Source organism: Geomicrobium sp. JCM 19039, from assembly GCF_000698145.1.
In the GTDB taxonomy this organism is placed as follows: domain Bacteria; phylum Bacillota; class Bacilli; order Bacillales; family Marinococcaceae; genus Geomicrobium_A.
In genome coordinates this window covers 119820-137629 of record NZ_BAXB01000003.1, presented here as the reverse complement: position 1 = coordinate 137629, position 17810 = coordinate 119820, and the positions used below count along the sequence as shown (strand labels likewise).

The window sequence follows — 17810 nt, the reverse complement described above, 5'->3', positions numbered from 1 at the left end:
ACCCTTGCTACTCACAGGTACTCACTCCTTACAGCAGTTACCTCGATGTGATGATTTTTTATCATGCGTGGCTTTTGAAGCGTGTAAGTGACACCTTCCCAAACCACTTTGTCATTCATCCTAACGTCAGTATCAGGAAGAAAGTGAATGAGAAACCGGTGAACAATAAGGTTGCCCGGTTGCCCTTGTGTAATCGACTGTGACTTCTCAGCAAAATAACAAGGAACGGCAGCATCATCAGGAACTTCTGGATAATCAAATTGCGGTTGGCCAGACTCAATCGGAACACCGAAACCTGGACCTCGTTCACTCTTCACTAAGTGATAAACATCACACTTGTGATCAAGCAACTGTTCATAGCTCATAGTGATCGCATCCTTAATCGGGTGGTTCCTTCTACAACAGGCGCCTCATCAATATAACCCTCTAATAAACCAAAAATTTCAGGTTTTCGAATCGTTCCCCCGCTTGCCAATGAATAAGAGTAATCACTTATCTTTTCTGATTGATAACCTTTAACAATCGACTCATCCCCATTAATAAGCGCATAAAATTGAGCCATTTTAAGGAGAGCAATTCTAATTTTGCTTGGCAATTCATCAAATGTACTTACTTCTTTCCCAAGCACTGCTTCCACAGCAACAACTGCCTCTACAATATCCAATTCAATCAGTTCATCTGAGCGTTTCTTCACAGAGCTGAAAGTTGAATAATGCTTAACGTCTTCTGCAGAAATCACCATGTGGCTACTCCTGTTCTTCCTGGAGTAACAAGATAAGAGCCACACGTTCATCACTGTTTTTAGTTTCTGAAGGATCGCCCCCGAGTTGCTCAATAATCGCTTCTTGCTCAGCCTTGTTCATCGATCTTAACTCAGACTCGGTGTAGACGTTCCCTTCATCTCCATCAGGGGGAGGGCTTGGTTCAGTCGGTACTTCTGGATCCTCTGGATCTAATGGTCCATCAGCTTCAACCTTTTTTAAATCATAAGCTGAAACCAAACGCTGCTGTTCTTCTTCTGTGACCTTCACAGGTGTAAACCCATAAAAAAAGCGCCCGCCACCAATGTGCAAGGTGCCCTTCCGCTCGTATTGTACTTTTGACATATCGGTCGCCTCCTATAGATTGTCACCAGTCATGTACGCAACAGCTGGAACTTCACGAACAACACAATCTAGGTAGCTGTATAGAACGTGATAAGTTGCGTCTTTTGCAGCTGCCGTGGCACCGTCCGCTGTTCGGATGTAGCGAAGGTTCCGTGTAAATACTGGCTTATAGTTACTTGCAGGTGTAAGAGCCGCAAATCCTTGTTGAAGCTCTGATACAACTCGCACGTTGTAACCCGCTAAACGAGTGATTCGACCATCAACTAATACCGCATCACCATAGCCTGTTTGACGCTCAGAAACGAGCGATACAAGACGGTCGTGCGTTCGTTGGTTAATAAACCACGTTACATCCGTATGCGTTTTATACTTCTCAGGAAGCACTTGAATATGATTCACAAAATCAAGGATAGCAAGGTCCTTATCGGCAAGCTCTGTTTTGTTCGGGCTTGGCAATGACTTCTTAACGAAACCATCGAGAATTTGAATAAAGCTATCAGTAGACGATGCATCCCCGTTAAATGCAAGGTCCTGAAGATCAACGGCTAATTGGCTTTGAATCATGCTGATAACCTTCTGCTCTACATTATCGTTACGAGCTGAGAGGGAGTAGTAAACATCATCATTTTGCAACCATTCATCCCACTTGACCTTCTTAACTGCATAAGGGATTTGACGATTTGCAATCGCGTCAGTAGTGATATCTGGTGTGTCATTCCGACCTGCTTGTCGAAGCTTGCGACGGCCTACACTGAGTACATCTAAGTTACCCGCTGGCGTATCGCGAAAGATCGGCTGTAGCGTAGGCAGAGTAGATGCAGAGTTGATCGTATCAACAAGAAACGCCTCCGCATCACTGACAGCCATTGGGACATCAATGTTTTTCTTAATAGTTGCAAGCTTACTTTCTTTGTTTAGCATTTGTTCGTTGCTTGGCATGGGATAATATCCTCCTTTTTTCTTTTTTTTAAGAGAAGTGACGCATGTAGCCAGCGTCCTCACCCTTTTGGACTGGTTCAGGATCGTTGTCTGCCTGACGGGAAACACCGCGAGCTTTTTCTACCTTCTCAAGGCGTTGATGGATCGGCGCTAGGCTTTTTTCGAATAATGCTTCAAGTGCTTTTTGATCAATTTGTCCGTCAGTGCCTTCGGCATCGTTTGTCTGACTCTGTCCTTCTTCGCCGTCTTCTCCATCAGTATCCTGTTGTTTCTCGATCTGATCGAGCTTTGCGACAACAGGACTGAGCTTTTCATCAAATAGCTTTTCAATGTCTTCTTTCTTCACCTTGTTTGCCTCCTCCGGCCTTTCGGCCATTGCTTTTTGAATATCTCCAGATGACTGTATTTCAGCAGCGATTTCTTGAAATTCACCTGCAGCAATCTGCAAGCGCTCAAAATCGGCTGCTCCTGGTGTGGTATTGCTCCAAAGAGATTCGTAAAATTCATCCTCCATCGCATCCCAAGCTGCCCAAACGTTCCGGCGCTGTTGATTGCTTGCGTATTGATCACGCACGCCCTTATGAATGGATTCACCAGTAAAGAAGTTTTTGAGCAAATGAAAAAAGCCCTTCATCTCATCATGAGAATCAGAACTATCAACGGCAGATCGCTGGATGGTTTCAGCTGTTCCAGCCATACTGTAACCGGAAATTGAACCGTCTTTAATCTGCTTCCAAATCTCATCTGTTGCTTTGGTTACAAGCACCCAAGATCCTTTTTGAATAACTTGTCCATCCATATCAATGTCTGCAGGGGCAACATAAGACTCTACGACTTCTCCAACGCCCGATTGAAAATCATGTTGGGTATCAATGTTGCGAGCATCTTTCATAAATCCGTGGGCTGCCTTCTCGATTTCAGTAGCCGTCATGTAATCGCCGTGGCTGTCTTCTACTTCAGGTTCATAAACGACTCCGTAAACAAGTTGCTGCTCTTCTTCTTTTACAATTAGCTTAACTTCCTTCTGAAAATCAGGAGTTTCTTTTGCTGATTTCGTGAAGAAGAACTGCTTATTATTGGCACCTTTGTCAACGTACGAAACGTGTGTAATGTTCGCTTCCTTTAATTCACGTGGCATCAAGTATCACCTCCTTTCCATAGTAGTAAGAAATGGCTGTATATTGTCATGGTTCTCCCTCCTTTTAGGCATAAAAAAGAGCCCCTACTTGTTTTTGCAAGCGAGACTCTTTAACTCGTATAGGTAATGGCTTCAATTCGATCTTGTTGTATTACATCTTGTTCGTATTCATCGTCAGGAAGCTTAAACTCAAAAAGATAAACACGTGGCTTATCTTGAAGCACTTCAAGTATCGTTCCTTCAGTGCCATCTGTTAAGCGGACAACATCCAATTCCTTAGCTATCAATGCTTCTCACCCCTTTTTTCGTTTACATATATGCTCGTGAGTCTTGTAGCATTTCCATTATCAATCCAAGCAGTAAGGACGTTTGCATTTTTCCCATTCGGACCGTCTAAGTCCATAATGACTTCATATAAATCACCGTGTCCTTTATTGCCATTAAAAGTAGCTTTATAATGTGGGAGCTTCTCTATAACCTGCCTTTTCAACTCACGGAAATTATCTTTATTATACCCGAGTGCCAACTCAAAAGCCACGGCTTTATCCTTACCATCAGCGTGTTCTTTATCGAGTGCATAATGCGTAAGCTTTCGATCTGGAATTTCTGCATTCTCATAGTCTGGAAGAAGGTCTTCTTCATCTAATGTTGCAGGCTCAGATCCACCCATTTCACTCAAAGCTTCTCTTCGCAGCTGTTCTTTTTCTTCAGGCGTTAATCCTAAAATGTCATCATCAACAACAGGACCATTACGCAATGACAATTCACTCGCTCTCTTGCTGTTAAGTTAGGATCACGCGGATACATGGCCGTCTCGATAGAATCTATAATTGTGAACGGTTCATCCACTGCAACCACTGTTCCCGTCATAGCAACATGATTTGGCCTAGGTTCTATACCAGCTGAGCCTGAATGCTTCCACCGCTTGCCGATAACAGCTGGTGACTGTTTATAAGCTTCATAGTGTGATTGGCTCGATGCGGTTAAAACCTCTGTAATCGCCGTTGTTCGAGCTCTCGCTCTATTAAACTGAGGAAGCTCAGCTAACTCTAATTCAATATCTTGAATTGATGCCCCTCGTTCAATGCCTTCACGCAGAATTTTCTCGACCTTTTCATGGGTATTCAACTGCATAATTTCACCGAGTTCTTCTGACCATCCCTCAATCCAATCAGTTGTACGGCGAGAAACTGTGTTGAAAGCTACATCACGATCAATGCCGTCCATGACCGTGCTTGTGATCTCACGGATCGTCTCATCAAAAAATCGCTGATTGATCGTTTTCATATCCACAGCGAAGTTGTCCTCGATAAACTGCACAGTCGTGAAGTTTACCAAGACACTTTCAAGAGGAGAACCGGCAAATCCCGATAAAGCATCCATGAAATGATTTCGCTCGTTGCGAAGCAATCGGGCAATCTCTGTTTCAAACTCATCGATTGTATTTGCTAGATTAGAGAACTCTGGAAATTCAGCTGCTAGAGCTTGAAGGAACGCATCATTGGTTTCGACTTTTTGAATAAAAGTATCCAAGCTACGTAAGAAGCGTTCAACCTTTGTCACGGTTGTTCAGCTCCTCTACCACATCACGCATATCTTTCAGTAAGTTGACGAGTTCGCTGTTGGCAGCGCCTTCCTTGCCTTTACCCAATGCCTTATCTATCTGAACAGAATGCTGACGATAATCCTGCATGTGCTCCATGAATGGTTGGTTGTATTCCTCTCCCCATTCTTCCAGCTCCTTGCCCAAGACTCGTGAAAGCAACGGCCGAAGGTCGTTAGGAGCAGTCGCTCCAGCATTAGTGAATGGCGTGAGTACCTTTGCTATCTCTACAGGGTCTCGGAAATCCGCACCTTTAAGATGTAAGCGTACATACTGCATGTCAAGCTCATTCATAAACAAAGCATTCAGTCGTCTAGCAAGAACCTTTCGTTCAGGCTCAAACACTTGCTCCTCCGTAACCTTCCGTGCCGTATCTGCAGTGGAGCGATTATAATCCTGCGCTTCACCGATGTGGATTGGAGTTAAGCGAAAAGAAGAACGAATCTTTTCTCTGATGCGCGCATCATAATCAAGAAAGAGAGCGTCATTCTGAACCATTTCAGCTAATGACTTAATTTGCACTTTGACCGGCGTTACGTTCTCGCCGCCATCAGTCATATTCTCTTGCGGTAAGCCTTCCGCTTCCAGCAATAAGAACTTATGAGCATTTTCTACTCCTTCCAAATCATCCATGTACTTCTGAAGCTCTTCATAGCTTTTCTCTGATAACATGCCATTATCAACCGTTATGGCAGCTGGAGTATGCCGACCTTGCTTAAAGTACAGCCAGTTCAACTCTTCAGCCTTACGAGCCCCATACACATTTACGATGTTTCCTATCCAACGAGGAACGCCGTAGACCCCGCTGCCAAGCTTGAAATGAATAACCTCACTCGCAACTTCTTCATCAGGCGTATTTTCATCGTATCTTCCGGTTTTAGCGTTCATTCGTCTAGGATCACCGTATTCTTTGAAGTAGACCTTCTCCCCACTGACGTCTTGCACAAACTTTCGGAAGCGTTTGTTTCGATGTAGGGTCTCTTTGACCTCACCGCGCCATACCGTATGAGTAACTGATACGGATTCACCGCGCTTGCAAACCCGGGTGTACTGAACGTCCATATATTCAATCCCAACAGGGGAGCCCGTCCCATCTCGCAAAACTTCAAGAAACCCATTCCCTGTTTTTTCCCGATCTTCAACTGCATAGCCAAGAATAATTTCCGAACTCTCATCAAGATTCATATACTTAATAAAGAAGTCGAGGCGTTCATGCTCAGTCTTTGCTGCATTTTTAACCTCATCCTTTTCATCATCGCCATTAATATCTATTAGATACTCAGGTTCTAAGCCAAACCCGATAATGTTTGTTTTATAGGCATCGATGCATTGACGAAGAATGGTGCTGTATTCCGTTAGCTCTTTGAGTTCACCAAGGTTATATTTTGGCTGTATGATTTCTCCACTGTAGTGATCTTTAAAAGGGTCTTCATAAATCTGCTTAGTTTCAGAAGAAGATGAACTTGCTTTGAAAACCCTAGCTTGAACGGTTTGTTGCGGTTTAAGTTCTGCCATTGTCTACCCTCCTTCAGCAAGCTCTCTTGTCGCTCGGTCCCTCTTCGGTCGGATCCGCTGAGCTTTATCCTTAATATCCGTTACGTCATAATCATCCAAGCCGTACCACATGGCTGAGAATGTATGCGGGTCAATGTTAAATTCATCATAGATCGTGTGTCCGTTGCGATCTTTTTTGTATGTGAGGTTCTTACACTCACGAATTGTGTTCGGGCAATGATCGGAACAAACGATACGAGTAAATCGTTTCATTTTTTTTGTATTCTGCAACCTAGAACCTTTTGGTTTATAAGCGCCTGTAATGTTAATGCCCATTTTGCGCATATAAGCTATGGTTTTAGGTTCAGCAGAGTCTCCCTTGATGCGTTCCGTTGATTCTTTGAACTCTTTTAAATCATCAACAATCTCAGGGTCATCCTTTTTACGCGTGTAATACTCCCAGTAGATATAAAGGACCTTATTTACATCGTCCACAGCCATCCGGAGCAAAGCATTGTAAGATTCTTCAAAGCCGAAGTCCATACCGTTTCTGTAAAGTGGATTCTTAATAAGCTCAATTTCCTTCATGACGTCTTCATGAGACTTGTTTTCAAACTTCGGCAATACTTTTGTCCCCGAAACACCAAAACGCCCCTCACGAGCTACTCGGTAGAGGTCAAGGTCATACACCTTTGTATTTTCCAACTCCTGCACATAGCTTTCAGGAAGAAAAAGGTTGTCGTCAGCTGTGGAATGATGGTAATACGTATCACCCACAACAACCGTGCGATCTTTATAAAGCCGCTCATCATCAAGAAAGATAACTTCATCCTCTTGCCCTTTGTTCTTAATGAAAAAATGGGAGTATGTCCAGTTCCCTTCGTCTACCGGGTTGGTTGAGAGAATCATATGAAGCGTCAAGGTTGGATGCCGGAGCCGACCCAGAAGCTCTTTAAAACCTGCATACTTGATCTCACTGCACTCTTCCAACCAGATTAACGAGATATTGTTAATCGATTTAAGCTTTCGTGGCTTGTCCATTCCCTTGAAAATGATGCGGCTACCATTTGGAAACTTAATCAACATAGGTGCTGTTCCGCATTTAACAATGTCGCCAAGCCCCATCTCTTCCAGGATCTCTTCAAGCAGTGAGAACGTTGACTCGCGATGCGTCTCAAAGACCTCGCGAACGACCAAGCAGGTGCGTCTCTCTTCGCATAACTTCGTAATGATCTTAACAGCAGCATGGTAACTTTTCGACGATCCATAGCCGCCAACGAGGAATTGAAATTTATGCTGCCAATTAAATATAAAATCATCAAAATGTGGGTTCACTTCTTTTTCAACGAGCATCATGAATCTTCCTTTGCAGGTTGTTTACGCTTGATTAAAATTTCAATTGGCTCGTCCGCATCATTAAGAACATCGGAAGCCTTCTCTTGAATTGCTAACCTTCGCAATGCGACATCTTTTCTATGTTCAAACGCAGTTGTGATCTCAAACCACTGCTTCAATGCTTTTTGCTTTTGATTCTGAACACGCGTCAATGCATCTTCAATTTTAAGAATGTCGTCAATCTTTCTATAAGCGGTTTCTTCAAATTCCGTTTCCACCATTTGAGCCTTCTTTGTTTTCACAACTTTCTTATGTCCAGTTCTCTCATCCGTTACCTCAATAGGCTCATCCGTCACTAGCCTTTCTTTCAAAACGCGCTGCTCTTTATCCGTAAGACCGCTTTTAATTTCTTCAATTCGAAGTAACATGCGTCTCTCCCGATGGTAAGCAATCGTATCTGTTCATCCAACTGGTTTAATGGGTCAGCATCAATTAAACCGAAGAGTGCCTTTTCATCATCCGGGAGTGCATCTAAAATGATTGATTCATATTCGCCTGAAGTGACTGCGTTTTTATTGCCTAACGGTGCTGACCCTCCAGAGTTTCCAACGGCGTTACGAGTGCCTTTAGGTGCGCCGCCGGTATTGCCAACAGCATATTGATTACCTTTGGGTGCGCCTCTTCTTTTGGTAACGTTACCTTTCTGATTAGTAACGTTACCATTTAATTTTTCATCCCATTGATCTTGATTCTTCCATTTCCTAATTTGCGATGGGGAACAATCAAGCTCATCAGCGATGTCTTTTAATTTCATTTCTCCGTTGCTATCTAACCAAAGCTGAAAAGCCTTTTCTCGCTTCTCGCTGCGTGCCCTAGCCATCTACATCATCACCCACCCCCGAAACCTTTAAAGTGTTATGTTTGTTTCAATCATCGTCATTCTGGAGTTGTAGGTCTAGCTCTATAAGCTTCTTAAGATCATCGACAGTATTAATTTTGATGTGTCCACTTTGAAAATCCTTCACCCAAGATGAAATACTCGCATGGACAATTTTCCGATATTTTTCTTTAGAGTCTTCGAGCCTTTGAAGCTGCTCAATTTCATGCTGTAATAATAGTTCGTCTTTACCTTCTGATATAATCGAACGTTTGTTTGTATTTTTCATTGCCCTTCACCCGACCTTTCAATATAATTGAAAGCGAGATAGCGAATATTGAGTAACTACCGTGCACGGTGTGTCGCTATCTCTGCCGGGTTACCGGCTCACTTAGAGGGAGGTGTTAGCGCACCTTCCTTTTTTATTTGTCTGTTGATAGTAAAACAGGTTCATTGCCTGTTGCTTGCTGATATCTCTTTTTGATTGCATCACAAAAATATGGATCAAGCTCCAACAAACCACATCTTCGATCTAACTGGTCGCAAGTCATGAGTGTTGATCCACTACCTCCAAACAAGTCAATAACGTAATCGTCATGCTTGCTGCTATTAATGATTGGAATAGCTAGAAGATCAAGTGGCTTCTGTGTTGGATGAACATACTTCGTAACATCTCCTCGAGAGACTTCCCAAACTGTTTCTGGTATCGGTTCCTCTAAAGGAATACCAGCTTTCCATACAGTTGTCTGTTTTCTGTTTCCATACCAAGAAGGTGATTTTCCTTTTTTATGAGCATAAAAATAGGCTCATGCTTGTAGCGATACTGAGCCCAACCGAAGGTAGCCGCATTCTTTACCCATATACATTGGGAACGTGATATTAGGCCATGCACGTTCATAGCATCTTCAAATTCTCTTTGATATGAGAATGGATGGAATACGTAAATGGCAGCCTGCTCACTCATAATTCTGCTGTATTGCTTAAAGATAGAAAGCAACAGCTCCTTGAAACTTTCATCCTCCATATCATCGTTCATGATTTCTGAATGGCCATCTTCTGTTAATTGCTTTGCATCACTCTTAACAGCAACATTATATGGTGGATCTGTGACCACTAAATCAGCTTTTTGTTCTTTTATAAGCTTTTGAACATCCCGTGCGTTTGTAGCATCACCGCAGACAAGCAAGTGTGGTCCAAGTTTCCAAACATCGCCATATTTCGTTTCTGCATCTTTAAACTTCAGTTCTGCAACCGTTTCATCAAACGGAAATTCATCGTCCTTCACATCTTCAACTACCCCATCCTCAACCTGCATATCAAGAATCTCCGCAAGATCTTCACTATTAAAACCGGTCAGGGTAATATCGAGGTTTGTATCTACAATACCCTGCAATAGAACAGAAAGCTTATTGTAATCCCAATCGCCCTCAATTTTATTGAGAGCAATGTTAAGAGTTTTCTCTTCATCCTCACTCAAGTCAACAACCGAAACCTTAGTGCTTGTCCACCCTAATTCTAGAAGAACCTTAAGTCGTTGATGACCACCTACAACATTCTTTGTTCTCTTGTTGTAAACAATAGGTTCAACTAAACCAAAAGATTCAATTGATCTCTTTATCTTTTCAAATTCTTTATCCCCTGGTTTCAGGTCTATTCTCGGGTTGTAATCAGCAGCATTTAATTCATGTAATTCCATTTTAATAATTTCCATACATTCACCCCATATAAAAAGCCACAGCGATTATTCTCACTGCGACTTTACAGAATGGCTTACCAACCAAAGAGAAGGTAGTGCTTCAAGTACTGCCCTCCCACCGCCAGTTTACACAATTTGTTTTTGGTATTTCAAATAACGCCAAGTTTGGCTATAGTGGCGATTTTGGCTTAAATGGCTAATGAGGTTATCACGATGCTTCCGCACCATATCCTTGCTCATCTCTATATGAGTAGCAATTGCTCGATAACTCATACCTTCCATCATGCAGCTATAAATAACCACGTGAATTGGGTTTTGTAGATGATCTTCACCTAATTCAACGAAATCAATAATCTCTTCGTAACGCTTTAGTCGATCAATGAGTTTTCTTTCTCTGCGGTCCAATTGATCATATTCAGCAGCACTCATACCTGACGAACCTTTAGGAAGCGTGGCTTCAATACCATAATTCACGGTTAGGTTATTATTTGAAGATTTAACCGACATATTACTTAATAACTCATCAAGACGTAATACTTCACGTTTCATCCAACGGTAATCACTAATTAGTTCTTCCATTTCTTTCACTTCCATAAGATCACCTCATTATCTTGATCTAAACGCTCCGCCTCGTCCCCTGTGATGGATCTGACGATCTATACCCATTAAGTTACGTAATTCATAGTTAGATAACGTTCTATTATCTGCTCTAATTAAAGGTTTTGGTTCGACTGTACATACTGCCGGTTTTGGTTTAAGTTCAGATTGCATTTGCTTTAAACCACATTTCTTACATTGTTGGTCTTGATCACTTCGACTATGCCGCCTAGAGAGATCCACCCATTCATGCTTACATTTGCTCTGAATAATCTCTCCAATTGTCACTTCTCGCTTGTGTGCACCTTTCACTTTTGTACCCCCTTTATAAACAACAAAAAGAGACACCAATCCCTGGTATGAGATTAGTGCCCCTGCAGACTTTGCTCAGAGCAATTTAATTATCAAGTCGTATTTTCTCTTCGTACCAATTCCTTAATTCTTCTTTTTCGCCTCTATTGAAATAGAAACTTGAAAATAAAAGTAATACCCTTACTGAAAAGCTGCAAGCTTGATTCAACAAGAAACCTATAGATTGATACTCAGTTACATCCTTCATAAAAGGATCGCCTTCATCTCTAACTTCTATAACATTATCTAGTGCATTTACACCATGCACTTCTCTTGACCAAGCGCTATACAAAACTAGATACTCAGGCTCCATATTGAATTCTTTAGCTAAAAACCTTAAGTTCTTAGGACCATTATTTAGTGAATACCATTGAGGATGATTAATTTTCTTACTACCTTTACCTATACTAAGACCCTTCTTCAAACTAAACTTATGCCCTTGATCTTCATAATGTTTTTCATGCTCCATGTTTGCTAAGTCTAATCCAGAGCTAGTCGCTAATCTCACATATATTTCTTTTCTTTTTTTTGTGAAATTAAATTTATCTTCTTCACTTAGATTCATATTTTCCTGTACCAATTTCGCATCTTTAGTATTGCCTATAAATAATTTTATAGAATCAAGTTGGGCTTTTAATGTGAAAAAGTAATATCGATATGCTCTTTTTTTAAATGTACTATCATTTTCCAGTAAATAACAACTATTTAAATAAACTTCAAACAGATTCCTTAATGTAATTTCGACAGATGCCTCAACGCCTTCTTCTGAGATTGCATAGATAGCATTTGCCTTTTCTAGACATTTCCTAAAAAGGGAGATTGCAACAAACTGTTCATCACTCAATTTGCCCTCGACAGTTGCAATTTCAATAAAGCGATCAATAAGCTCATCCATTTTCCTGACAATAAGAGCCAATTTTTCTAAATTGTATTTAGCAGTTTCGTCCAACATATAGTTAGCAAAAGGCTGTGGCACTGTTAAATCACTCTTTTCAGTGTAATCAGTTTTCTGATTATAATATACCATATTTAACCAGTCAACTGTTGATCTCTCAGTGCTATAATCCCGTTTTTTTCAAGAATATCATGAATAAAAAGTCTTCCTTTTTGTGTCCAACGATTATGCATGACAGCTCCTCTTCTGCCGTCTCTATGAGTTATATCAACGGTATTAGACTCAACGTAACCTTTATCCTGGTATTGACTGTATAATAGCCACTGACCATTTTGCTTATATTGAACCTTCTCATCTTTCAAGATAGCATTTAGCTTAACGCCTGACATGCCGTAATCTTTTGCGATCTGAGTGGTTGTAACCGTGCCTTTGGACGCTAGGATCTGATCAACGTAACGAGCTTTATGTTCGTACTCTGCTGCTTTCTGTTCCAATAACTGAACTTGCTCTTGTTCTCTTATCCACGCTTTCGCTCTCAGTATCGGGTCGTTAATTGTATAAGAAGGCTTGTCTACTTCATATTTTCCTGTTTGTCTTACTTGAGGGAGAACATCTTGTTTAACCCAGCGCTTAAAAGCTTTAGCTTCTTTTTTGCGACTAGCAAAGATTAATTCATATAAACCACTTTCATTAACTGCAGCATATAAACGGTTTTGTCTGCCGTCATTTAGAGTGACCTCAGCTTTTTCATCATCATCTAGCCTAGTCAGCGCTTGGCGACTGTTGTTAATTTCTAATACATCACATACATCTTTGGCAACGAACCAAGGTTCATCATTAATAATTACTGTACGAACTTCTTGTTGATGGTAATTAAAGATTTGTTGAAGCATCATTCCACCACCTAGACTTTAATAATTTCTTTATTTACAACTCGGTCAATTTTTCCATTTTGCCAAACAGCATGTTGCTCCCCGTATCCGCTACTAAGAGGAGATCATTTTAACCACTCCATCTTTTACGATATACATCGCATTTACAGAGCAATCAATCTCAGCTGTCATTGTCTCTAATTTTGTTTCCGGCATATTCTTACCCCTCCCGTTATGTTAAGCTTTACCTAGCGACAGGCTCCGAGAGGGGCCTTTTTTTATTTCTTTTTCTTCTCTGCATATATTATGAATGCAACAATGAATGGTAGCAGAATTGCTATCAGTATAGGTAGCCATATAAAATCCAATTTGGTCACCTCCTTTGATAACCTTTACCCTAAAACCCTCCGCGCAATCTCTTTGGCACGCTGTTCCGCCTTGTCCGCCTCGATCTCCTGCCTAATCACTTCACGTTGCCACTTGATCTGCTCGCTGTTTTTCGATTTCATGTCGTTTCCTCCAATTCATTGAGAATATCTTGCGATTGATTAAAATACTCACTTAGCGTTATTTCGTCGTTCTCGCAAGCAAGCCACGTTTTAGCTAGCCGCTCGAGCGCCTCTACTAACTGCCAATAATCCTGATTGCTCAATGTCACATTGCCGCTGTCATCCATGTCTACTTTGCCTTGCTTTAATTTCTCAATCCATTCACTCACCACTATCACCTCACGATTTTCAAACTAAGATCCGGATACTGCTTTTCAAACAATTTGCGCTTTAGCTTAAAGACCTCGGTTTCCATGCCCTTCACATCAACAATTTCAATTGTTCCATCAATGTGATACACCTTAAAATCCGCTTTATATTTTATCGCTCGGTGCGTCACTCCGTTTTTGCTAAATCCATCTTGCAACAGGTACTCCGGCTGCATTACAAAATCTTTTATATCCCCAGCCCGTTTACGCAGCATCAGACCTTGGTAGTATCTTGCCTCTCGCTTGCTGTCAAACGTAATGCCGTCCACCTCAACGCGTTTGTTGTGGTATTTGCTACGCCTCTTACGCTGACGCTTGTTATACTCCTCAGCTGCCATTCGAAGTTGCGTCATGTAAATCCTCCTTACTGTTTGATCACCTAATTTAAAGGGTAATTTCAATAGATACATGCTTGGAGTTGATATTATGAATAAACGATTAAAGTACACCCTTCAAGGGTCGTTGAGCCATTTTGTAATCGCATTTCTTGTTACATTCTTTTTTGACGATGAGATTAATTGGTCATTTGTTATTAGCATTACGCTTGGAGGTACCGTATATTGGGGATTAGTTCACCCCATTCTCAGCGATCGACGAGCAAGTAAATCCCAATAATAAAAATTGATTTGTAGAGAGGAGCGATGTATTCACTCATCGCCCTCTACCTCCTCGACCCACGCGTCCAAACGATCCCAAACCCACTCTTTAAATTCTGCTTCTATTTCTTCCTCAGTTGCGTCCCAATCGACCTCTGTGATTTCCTGCTGATCCCCGCCATCAACGTGTAGGCAAAATTTAAGCTTCTTCATCGCCCGCCGCCTCCATAACTTTTAACATAATCCGGTATCTCCTCGTATTTATCCGCCCATAGCACATTTGCTAATTCCAGCGACCACTCGGCTAAAATATATTTGATTACTGTTTGTGCATCCCTTTCATACTTACCGCTAGATGGTTGATAAATTAAACCTCTTAATAAATTGACCACCCAATATTGGTGCGGCTCTCCGACCTCTTTAATAACAGCCCACGCTTTTTGTATTTCCGTTATTTATGTGTTTTGTTCACTCATCGCCCTTCGCTCCTTTCATTCTCCTTGTTCTAAAACTTTTTCCACCTTGACTCCGCAATTGGGGCAGTAATTCGCTACCTCTGAATAATCCATGCAGTCATCGTGAGGGTAATGAAATAATTGTCCGTCAAAGCGCCAATTACATTCTTGACATTCGTATATAATTGATTCGATTTCGTTGTCGTTTTCATCCCAAGAACTAAATTCGTCTATAACTTTTATTGTGTTAAATTCACTCATCGCCCGCTGCCTCCTTATCAATTTCTTCCGATAAATCTTCCAAGGCGGCTATTGCTCCCTGCCCAAATCTATCTGTCTATATTTCATAAAGAGACTCATAGTTCTCGATCTTACCTTCAATCATTCTCTTGATTTGATCTGTATCCACTCACTCCGCCTCCTTGCTCCTATATCGTTTAAGATACTCTCCTAGAATAGCTCCGTGTTTTTCTTTCATAAAACTAAACCGAGTCTGATGCAAATTACCACTCCAACCTGTCAGATCATCAAGTTGCTTCATGTCGCAAAAACCTTTCTCTGTTTCGGCGTAAAAGAATTCAATGTCTCCAGAAGCTCTCCAATGACGCATGCTCCTAACTTCATTTGCGGATTTTGAAGTTACCATAGATCTTTCAGTGGCTCTTTCTTTTCTTCTTTGGTTGGAATGAATTTCAGAGACAACTTTCTTCAAAATCGTAGCGATATAGCGCTTAGTAAAGTCAGTTTGTTGGCTCATAACGAGTCACTCCCCTAACATAGTCTGAAGTTGTAAACCCAATCTGCAGCAACAGGATTAAGCCATAGTACCTCATTCCGGCTTGCTCCGCCCTCTGCGGCAACTTGACGTGTATCAGTCTTCCAGCCTTTTAATCGCTCATGATAAATGCTGTGTGTGTAACCAGACAACAGCACCGGCCCTGGGTGGTCGTTTAACGTATCGAGCAAGTCTACATGGTCATCGAGCGTCATCTCATGTTCATAATGGCGTTTTGTGCGTGTATCGATGATATAAGGCGGGTCTGCGTAAACGAGCACAGTGTCACGTTTGTAACGGTCAAGTATATCAATGGCTGGCTTATGCTCTATCTGAGCATCTTTCAAACGATCTGCAACCGACAGTATGCGGTCAGGTAACGTTTGCCACTCTCTCGCAACCTTTGGACCATTGGCACTAACAATAGCTCTCCAGCCAGTGCGATCCGTTGTCTTGCCACCTATCGCTTGCCAGCAACGGATTAAAAATCTTCGCGCATCCTCAAGCTGATCCCCTGTTTTATCGTAGCTTTCGTAGTACTCCTCACGAGCTAACGGGGTGTATTCAATCATTCTGGCCAGATCATATGGATGGTCTCTTAATACCCGAAATAGATTAACAATTTGGCTATCGAGGTCATTGATTGTCTCTACAACAGACGGTGGCTTGTTAAAGAACACTGCCCCGCTACCAAAGAACGGTTCTACATATGTTTCGTGCGGGGGCATCTGCTCAATGATCCACTGAGCGATACGCCACTTGCTGCCTGGATAATGCAATATTCTTTGAGTCATGCCATCGCCACCTCGATTTCTCTGTTTACATCGCATAGTTCAGGTAAATTAGCTTCTACAAGTGCTTTCGCAAACGGTGGAGGAACAGAGTTACCGCACCTTGCTACTTGATGTGTTTTAGGAATTTTATTACCTTCACGATCTCGATCAATGATGTAATCACTCGGGAATCCTTGTGCAGTGAACAGCTCGTGTGGTTGTAACATCCTCATGCCGATGTCTCCAATTACATACTGATCGTCAGCAACGGTAACAACTGCAAATTTAAGCCCTCCTGATGTAATGGTGTGCAATGGATCATCTGCACCGTGTCCCACACTAGTTCCGTAGTATTTCATCAAAAACGCTGCAACTAAAGAATGATGGTCCTTCATCGTAATAGTGTGAACAGGGGTGTCTATACTCACGCCTGCCCCAGTATAGTTGCCACCGTAATTTTTAGCCATAAAAGCTGTTACTAAGCCAAATCTATCTTTTGTTGGGATTGTATGCACCGGCTCCTCTAGCTGTTGTCCCACACCTTGTCCGTAGTATTTAGTAAGAAACGCAGAGACAAGACCAAACCTATTCGCTGTAGGGATTGTGGCAACCGGTTCATTAAGTCCTGTTGCCCGAGTTTCTCCGCCTTGATGCGTGTAATAATGCTGCAAAAAGTACGCTTGGTCCTTTACGATATAAGGATCATCATTTTCAAGAACAAACTTCTTTATGCCACGAGCAATACGTATGAGCGTATTTTCACTTAACGATTTCTTTCGGCTAAATATACTCGGTGCAGGTATGCTCCAATCAATAACTTCTGCGGCCGTGCGGTATGGCTTTTTAATGCCAAGTTGTACATTCAGCTCCTCTGGCTCCCCATGAGTTGCATCAGGCCAAGTGATTGGTTTACCATCACATCTCGCAATCATAAAAAGCCTTTGTCGAGTTGTTGGCGCTCCATAATCACATGCTTTTAACAATCTCCAGTCAACTTCATATCCTTTGCTTTTCAACTGTTTTATATAGGACCTAAAAGTCGATCCTCTCTCATCAGCAATCGGTTGTCCGTTTTCGTCTAACGGTCCCCATGTCTGAAACTCCTCTACATTTTCAAGAATAATAACTCTCGGTCTTACCTTAGCTGCCCATCGATGAGCAATCCATGCTAAACCGCGGATTGTCTTATCAACCGGCTTCCCGCCTTTAGCCTTTGAAAAATGCTTACAATCTGGAGAAAGCCAACACAGCCCAACATTGCGGCCTCGCACAACCTCAACAGGATCTACATCCCAAACTGATTCACAATAATGCTCAGTGTCTGGGTGATTGGCTTTGTGCATTGAAATGGCCGCGGGATCGTGATTAATCGCCACATCCACACTTAGGCCGGTCGCCTGTTCAATACCTAGCGATGCTCCACCGCCGCCTGCGAAATTGTCTACCACGATTTCACGAAACAATGAGGTTTCTCTTATCAAGCCGAACGCCTCCTCATATCCGCTTCCCATTTCGCCAGCAATGCTTCATTTTTTTCTTTGTTCTTTTTCA

General features: G+C 42.0%; 26 protein-coding genes and 1 pseudogene. 1 reads left to right on the top strand and 26 read right to left on the bottom strand.

Annotation, left to right across the window (positions count from 1 at the left end):
* Nucleotides 1-11: 11 nt before the first annotated feature.
* The 21 genes and pseudogenes from JCM19039_RS04870 to JCM19039_RS04790 form a co-directional block, all read right to left on the bottom strand.
* On the bottom strand, nt 12-365 hold the full coding sequence (locus JCM19039_RS04870) for a DUF3599 family protein (RefSeq protein ID WP_042424486.1): 354 nt from the start codon (nt 363-365) through the stop codon (nt 12-14).
* Entirely contained in the window at nt 362-742 is a 381-nt protein-coding gene (locus tag JCM19039_RS04865; protein WP_042424483.1) for a DUF3199 family protein, read from the bottom strand. Before JCM19039_RS04865 ends, JCM19039_RS04870 begins: the two co-directional genes overlap by 4 nt.
* A gap of 4 nt (nt 743-746) precedes the next feature.
* Nucleotides 747-1106: a hypothetical protein gene (locus tag JCM19039_RS04860; protein ID WP_042424480.1), complete on the bottom strand. Its 360-nt coding sequence runs from the start codon at nt 1104-1106 to the stop codon at nt 747-749.
* A 12-nt stretch (nt 1107-1118) separates the two neighbouring features.
* Nucleotides 1119-2045 carry a phage major capsid protein gene (locus JCM19039_RS04855; RefSeq protein ID WP_042424477.1) on the bottom strand — a complete coding sequence of 309 codons (927 nt, stop codon included), beginning with the start codon at nt 2043-2045 and terminating at the stop codon, nt 1119-1121.
* Between the two features lie 28 nt (nt 2046-2073).
* The gene (locus JCM19039_RS04850; protein WP_042424475.1) at nt 2074-3183 is read right to left on the bottom strand and encodes an XkdF-like putative serine protease domain-containing protein; all 1110 of its coding nucleotides are present in this window, start codon (nt 3181-3183) and stop codon (nt 2074-2076) included.
* Between the two features lie 110 nt (nt 3184-3293).
* The gene (locus JCM19039_RS24240) at nt 3294-3470 is read right to left on the bottom strand and encodes a hypothetical protein (protein ID WP_193744147.1); all 177 of its coding nucleotides are present in this window, start codon (nt 3468-3470) and stop codon (nt 3294-3296) included.
* The gene (locus tag JCM19039_RS27115) at nt 3467-3946 is read right to left on the bottom strand and encodes a DUF6883 domain-containing protein (RefSeq protein WP_307190162.1); all 480 of its coding nucleotides are present in this window, start codon (nt 3944-3946) and stop codon (nt 3467-3469) included. The genes JCM19039_RS24240 and JCM19039_RS27115 overlap by 4 nt, the downstream gene beginning before the upstream one ends.
* On the bottom strand, nt 3904-4746 hold the full coding sequence (locus JCM19039_RS04845) for a phage minor head protein (RefSeq protein WP_307190161.1): 843 nt from the start codon (nt 4744-4746) through the stop codon (nt 3904-3906). Before JCM19039_RS04845 ends, JCM19039_RS27115 begins: the two co-directional genes overlap by 43 nt.
* Nucleotides 4733-6301, bottom strand: a complete 1569-nt coding sequence (locus tag JCM19039_RS04840; RefSeq protein ID WP_042424472.1) for a phage portal protein — start codon at nt 6299-6301, stop codon at nt 4733-4735. The genes JCM19039_RS04845 and JCM19039_RS04840 overlap by 14 nt, the downstream gene beginning before the upstream one ends.
* A 3-nt stretch (nt 6302-6304) precedes the next feature.
* Entirely contained in the window at nt 6305-7633 is a 1329-nt protein-coding gene (locus JCM19039_RS04835; protein ID WP_081834328.1) for a PBSX family phage terminase large subunit, read from the bottom strand.
* Nucleotides 7633-7986 carry a hypothetical protein gene (locus tag JCM19039_RS23600; protein ID WP_152550086.1) on the bottom strand — a complete coding sequence of 118 codons (354 nt, stop codon included), beginning with the start codon at nt 7984-7986 and terminating at the stop codon, nt 7633-7635. Before JCM19039_RS23600 ends, JCM19039_RS04835 begins: the two co-directional genes overlap by 1 nt.
* Nucleotides 7983-8495: a phage terminase small subunit gene (gene terS, locus JCM19039_RS23595; protein ID WP_152550085.1), complete on the bottom strand. Its 513-nt coding sequence runs from the start codon at nt 8493-8495 to the stop codon at nt 7983-7985. Before terS ends, JCM19039_RS23600 begins: the two co-directional genes overlap by 4 nt.
* Before the next feature lie 46 nt (nt 8496-8541).
* Nucleotides 8542-8781, bottom strand: coding sequence for a hypothetical protein (locus JCM19039_RS04825; protein WP_042424465.1), 240 nt, complete (start codon nt 8779-8781; stop codon nt 8542-8544).
* A 133-nt stretch (nt 8782-8914) separates the two neighbouring features.
* Nucleotides 8915-9199: a DNA methyltransferase gene (locus JCM19039_RS27110; RefSeq protein ID WP_307190166.1), complete on the bottom strand. Its 285-nt coding sequence runs from the start codon at nt 9197-9199 to the stop codon at nt 8915-8917.
* 8 nt (nt 9200-9207) lie between these two features.
* A complete protein-coding gene (locus JCM19039_RS04820; protein ID WP_307190160.1) occupies nt 9208-10203 on the bottom strand; it encodes a ParB N-terminal domain-containing protein in 996 nt (331 codons plus the stop codon).
* A 111-nt stretch (nt 10204-10314) separates the two neighbouring features.
* Complete coding sequence (locus tag JCM19039_RS04815; protein WP_042424461.1) at nt 10315-10782, bottom strand: hypothetical protein; 468 nt, start codon at nt 10780-10782, stop codon at nt 10315-10317.
* Between the two features lie 400 nt (nt 10783-11182).
* A complete protein-coding gene (locus JCM19039_RS04805; protein ID WP_152550084.1) occupies nt 11183-12112 on the bottom strand; it encodes a DUF5677 domain-containing protein in 930 nt (309 codons plus the stop codon).
* A 53-nt stretch (nt 12113-12165) separates the two neighbouring features.
* The gene (locus JCM19039_RS04800; protein ID WP_238544924.1) at nt 12166-12924 is read right to left on the bottom strand and encodes a phage antirepressor KilAC domain-containing protein; all 759 of its coding nucleotides are present in this window, start codon (nt 12922-12924) and stop codon (nt 12166-12168) included.
* 11 nt (nt 12925-12935) lie between these two features.
* Nucleotides 12936-12995: pseudogene (locus JCM19039_RS27780) on the bottom strand (hypothetical protein); the annotation flags it as partial.
* Nucleotides 12996-13408: 413 nt separating this feature from the next.
* Nucleotides 13409-13621 (bottom strand): hypothetical protein, encoded by a 213-nt coding sequence (locus tag JCM19039_RS04795; RefSeq protein ID WP_042424449.1) that lies wholly within the window; start codon nt 13619-13621, stop codon nt 13409-13411.
* Between the two features lie 5 nt (nt 13622-13626).
* Nucleotides 13627-14013: a DUF1064 domain-containing protein gene (locus tag JCM19039_RS04790; RefSeq protein WP_052398515.1), complete on the bottom strand. Its 387-nt coding sequence runs from the start codon at nt 14011-14013 to the stop codon at nt 13627-13629.
* Between the two features lie 73 nt (nt 14014-14086).
* Here JCM19039_RS04790 and JCM19039_RS04785 point away from each other — a divergent pair, with 73 nt between their 5' ends.
* On the top strand, nt 14087-14275 hold the full coding sequence (locus JCM19039_RS04785; protein WP_042402987.1) for a hypothetical protein: 189 nt from the start codon (nt 14087-14089) through the stop codon (nt 14273-14275).
* A 32-nt stretch (nt 14276-14307) separates the two neighbouring features.
* On the opposite strand, the gene JCM19039_RS24235 is transcribed toward JCM19039_RS04785, so the two are convergent.
* From JCM19039_RS24235 to JCM19039_RS04760, 5 genes are all read right to left on the bottom strand, one after another.
* Nucleotides 14308-14469: a hypothetical protein gene (locus JCM19039_RS24235; protein WP_193744146.1), complete on the bottom strand. Its 162-nt coding sequence runs from the start codon at nt 14467-14469 to the stop codon at nt 14308-14310.
* 278 nt (nt 14470-14747) lie between these two features.
* A complete protein-coding gene (locus JCM19039_RS04775; protein WP_042424443.1) occupies nt 14748-14972 on the bottom strand; it encodes a hypothetical protein in 225 nt (74 codons plus the stop codon).
* 148 nt (nt 14973-15120) lie between these two features.
* Nucleotides 15121-15468 carry a DUF1140 family protein gene (locus JCM19039_RS04770; protein ID WP_042424440.1) on the bottom strand — a complete coding sequence of 116 codons (348 nt, stop codon included), beginning with the start codon at nt 15466-15468 and terminating at the stop codon, nt 15121-15123.
* A gap of 14 nt (nt 15469-15482) precedes the next feature.
* Nucleotides 15483-16280: a DNA adenine methylase gene (locus tag JCM19039_RS04765; RefSeq protein WP_042424438.1), complete on the bottom strand. Its 798-nt coding sequence runs from the start codon at nt 16278-16280 to the stop codon at nt 15483-15485.
* Nucleotides 16277-17740 (bottom strand): DNA cytosine methyltransferase, encoded by a 1464-nt coding sequence (locus tag JCM19039_RS04760; protein WP_238544923.1) that lies wholly within the window; start codon nt 17738-17740, stop codon nt 16277-16279. The genes JCM19039_RS04765 and JCM19039_RS04760 overlap by 4 nt, the downstream gene beginning before the upstream one ends.
* Nucleotides 17741-17810 lie beyond the last annotated feature (70 nt).

Bases quoted from the DNA above. Each gene is read 5' to 3' on its own strand.
- terS (WP_152550085.1), bottom strand. From the start codon at position 8,495: ATGGCTAGGGCACGCAGCGAGAAGCGAGAAAAGGCTTTTCAGCTTTGG.
- JCM19039_RS04800 (WP_238544924.1), bottom strand. From the start codon at position 12,924: ATGCTTCAACAAATCTTTAATTACCATCAACAAGAAGTTCGTACAGTA.
- JCM19039_RS04765 (WP_042424438.1), bottom strand. From the start codon at position 16,280: ATGACTCAAAGAATATTGCATTATCCAGGCAGCAAGTGGCGTATCGCT.
- JCM19039_RS04825 (WP_042424465.1), bottom strand. From the start codon at position 8,781: ATGAAAAATACAAACAAACGTTCGATTATATCAGAAGGTAAAGACGAA.
- JCM19039_RS04835 (WP_081834328.1), bottom strand. From the start codon at position 7,633: ATGCTCGTTGAAAAAGAAGTGAACCCACATTTTGATGATTTTATATTT.
- JCM19039_RS04815 (WP_042424461.1), bottom strand. From the start codon at position 10,782: ATGGAAGTGAAAGAAATGGAAGAACTAATTAGTGATTACCGTTGGATG.
- JCM19039_RS04870 (WP_042424486.1), bottom strand. From the start codon at position 365: ATGAGCTATGAACAGTTGCTTGATCACAAGTGTGATGTTTATCACTTA.
- JCM19039_RS04860 (WP_042424480.1), bottom strand. From the start codon at position 1,106: ATGTCAAAAGTACAATACGAGCGGAAGGGCACCTTGCACATTGGTGGC.
- JCM19039_RS04865 (WP_042424483.1), bottom strand. From the start codon at position 742: ATGGTGATTTCTGCAGAAGACGTTAAGCATTATTCAACTTTCAGCTCT.
- JCM19039_RS04820 (WP_307190160.1), bottom strand. From the start codon at position 10,203: ATGGAAATTATTAAAATGGAATTACATGAATTAAATGCTGCTGATTAC.
- JCM19039_RS04770 (WP_042424440.1), bottom strand. From the start codon at position 15,468: ATGAGCCAACAAACTGACTTTACTAAGCGCTATATCGCTACGATTTTG.
- JCM19039_RS04850 (WP_042424475.1), bottom strand. From the start codon at position 3,183: ATGCCACGTGAATTAAAGGAAGCGAACATTACACACGTTTCGTACGTT.
- JCM19039_RS04775 (WP_042424443.1), bottom strand. From the start codon at position 14,972: ATGAGTGAATTTAACACAATAAAAGTTATAGACGAATTTAGTTCTTGG.
- JCM19039_RS04855 (WP_042424477.1), bottom strand. From the start codon at position 2,045: ATGCCAAGCAACGAACAAATGCTAAACAAAGAAAGTAAGCTTGCAACT.
- JCM19039_RS04790 (WP_052398515.1), bottom strand. From the start codon at position 14,013: ATGACGCAACTTCGAATGGCAGCTGAGGAGTATAACAAGCGTCAGCGT.
- JCM19039_RS24235 (WP_193744146.1), bottom strand. From the start codon at position 14,469: ATGAAGAAGCTTAAATTTTGCCTACACGTTGATGGCGGGGATCAGCAG.
- JCM19039_RS04785 (WP_042402987.1), top strand. From the start codon at position 14,087: ATGAATAAACGATTAAAGTACACCCTTCAAGGGTCGTTGAGCCATTTT.
- JCM19039_RS04840 (WP_042424472.1), bottom strand. From the start codon at position 6,301: ATGGCAGAACTTAAACCGCAACAAACCGTTCAAGCTAGGGTTTTCAAA.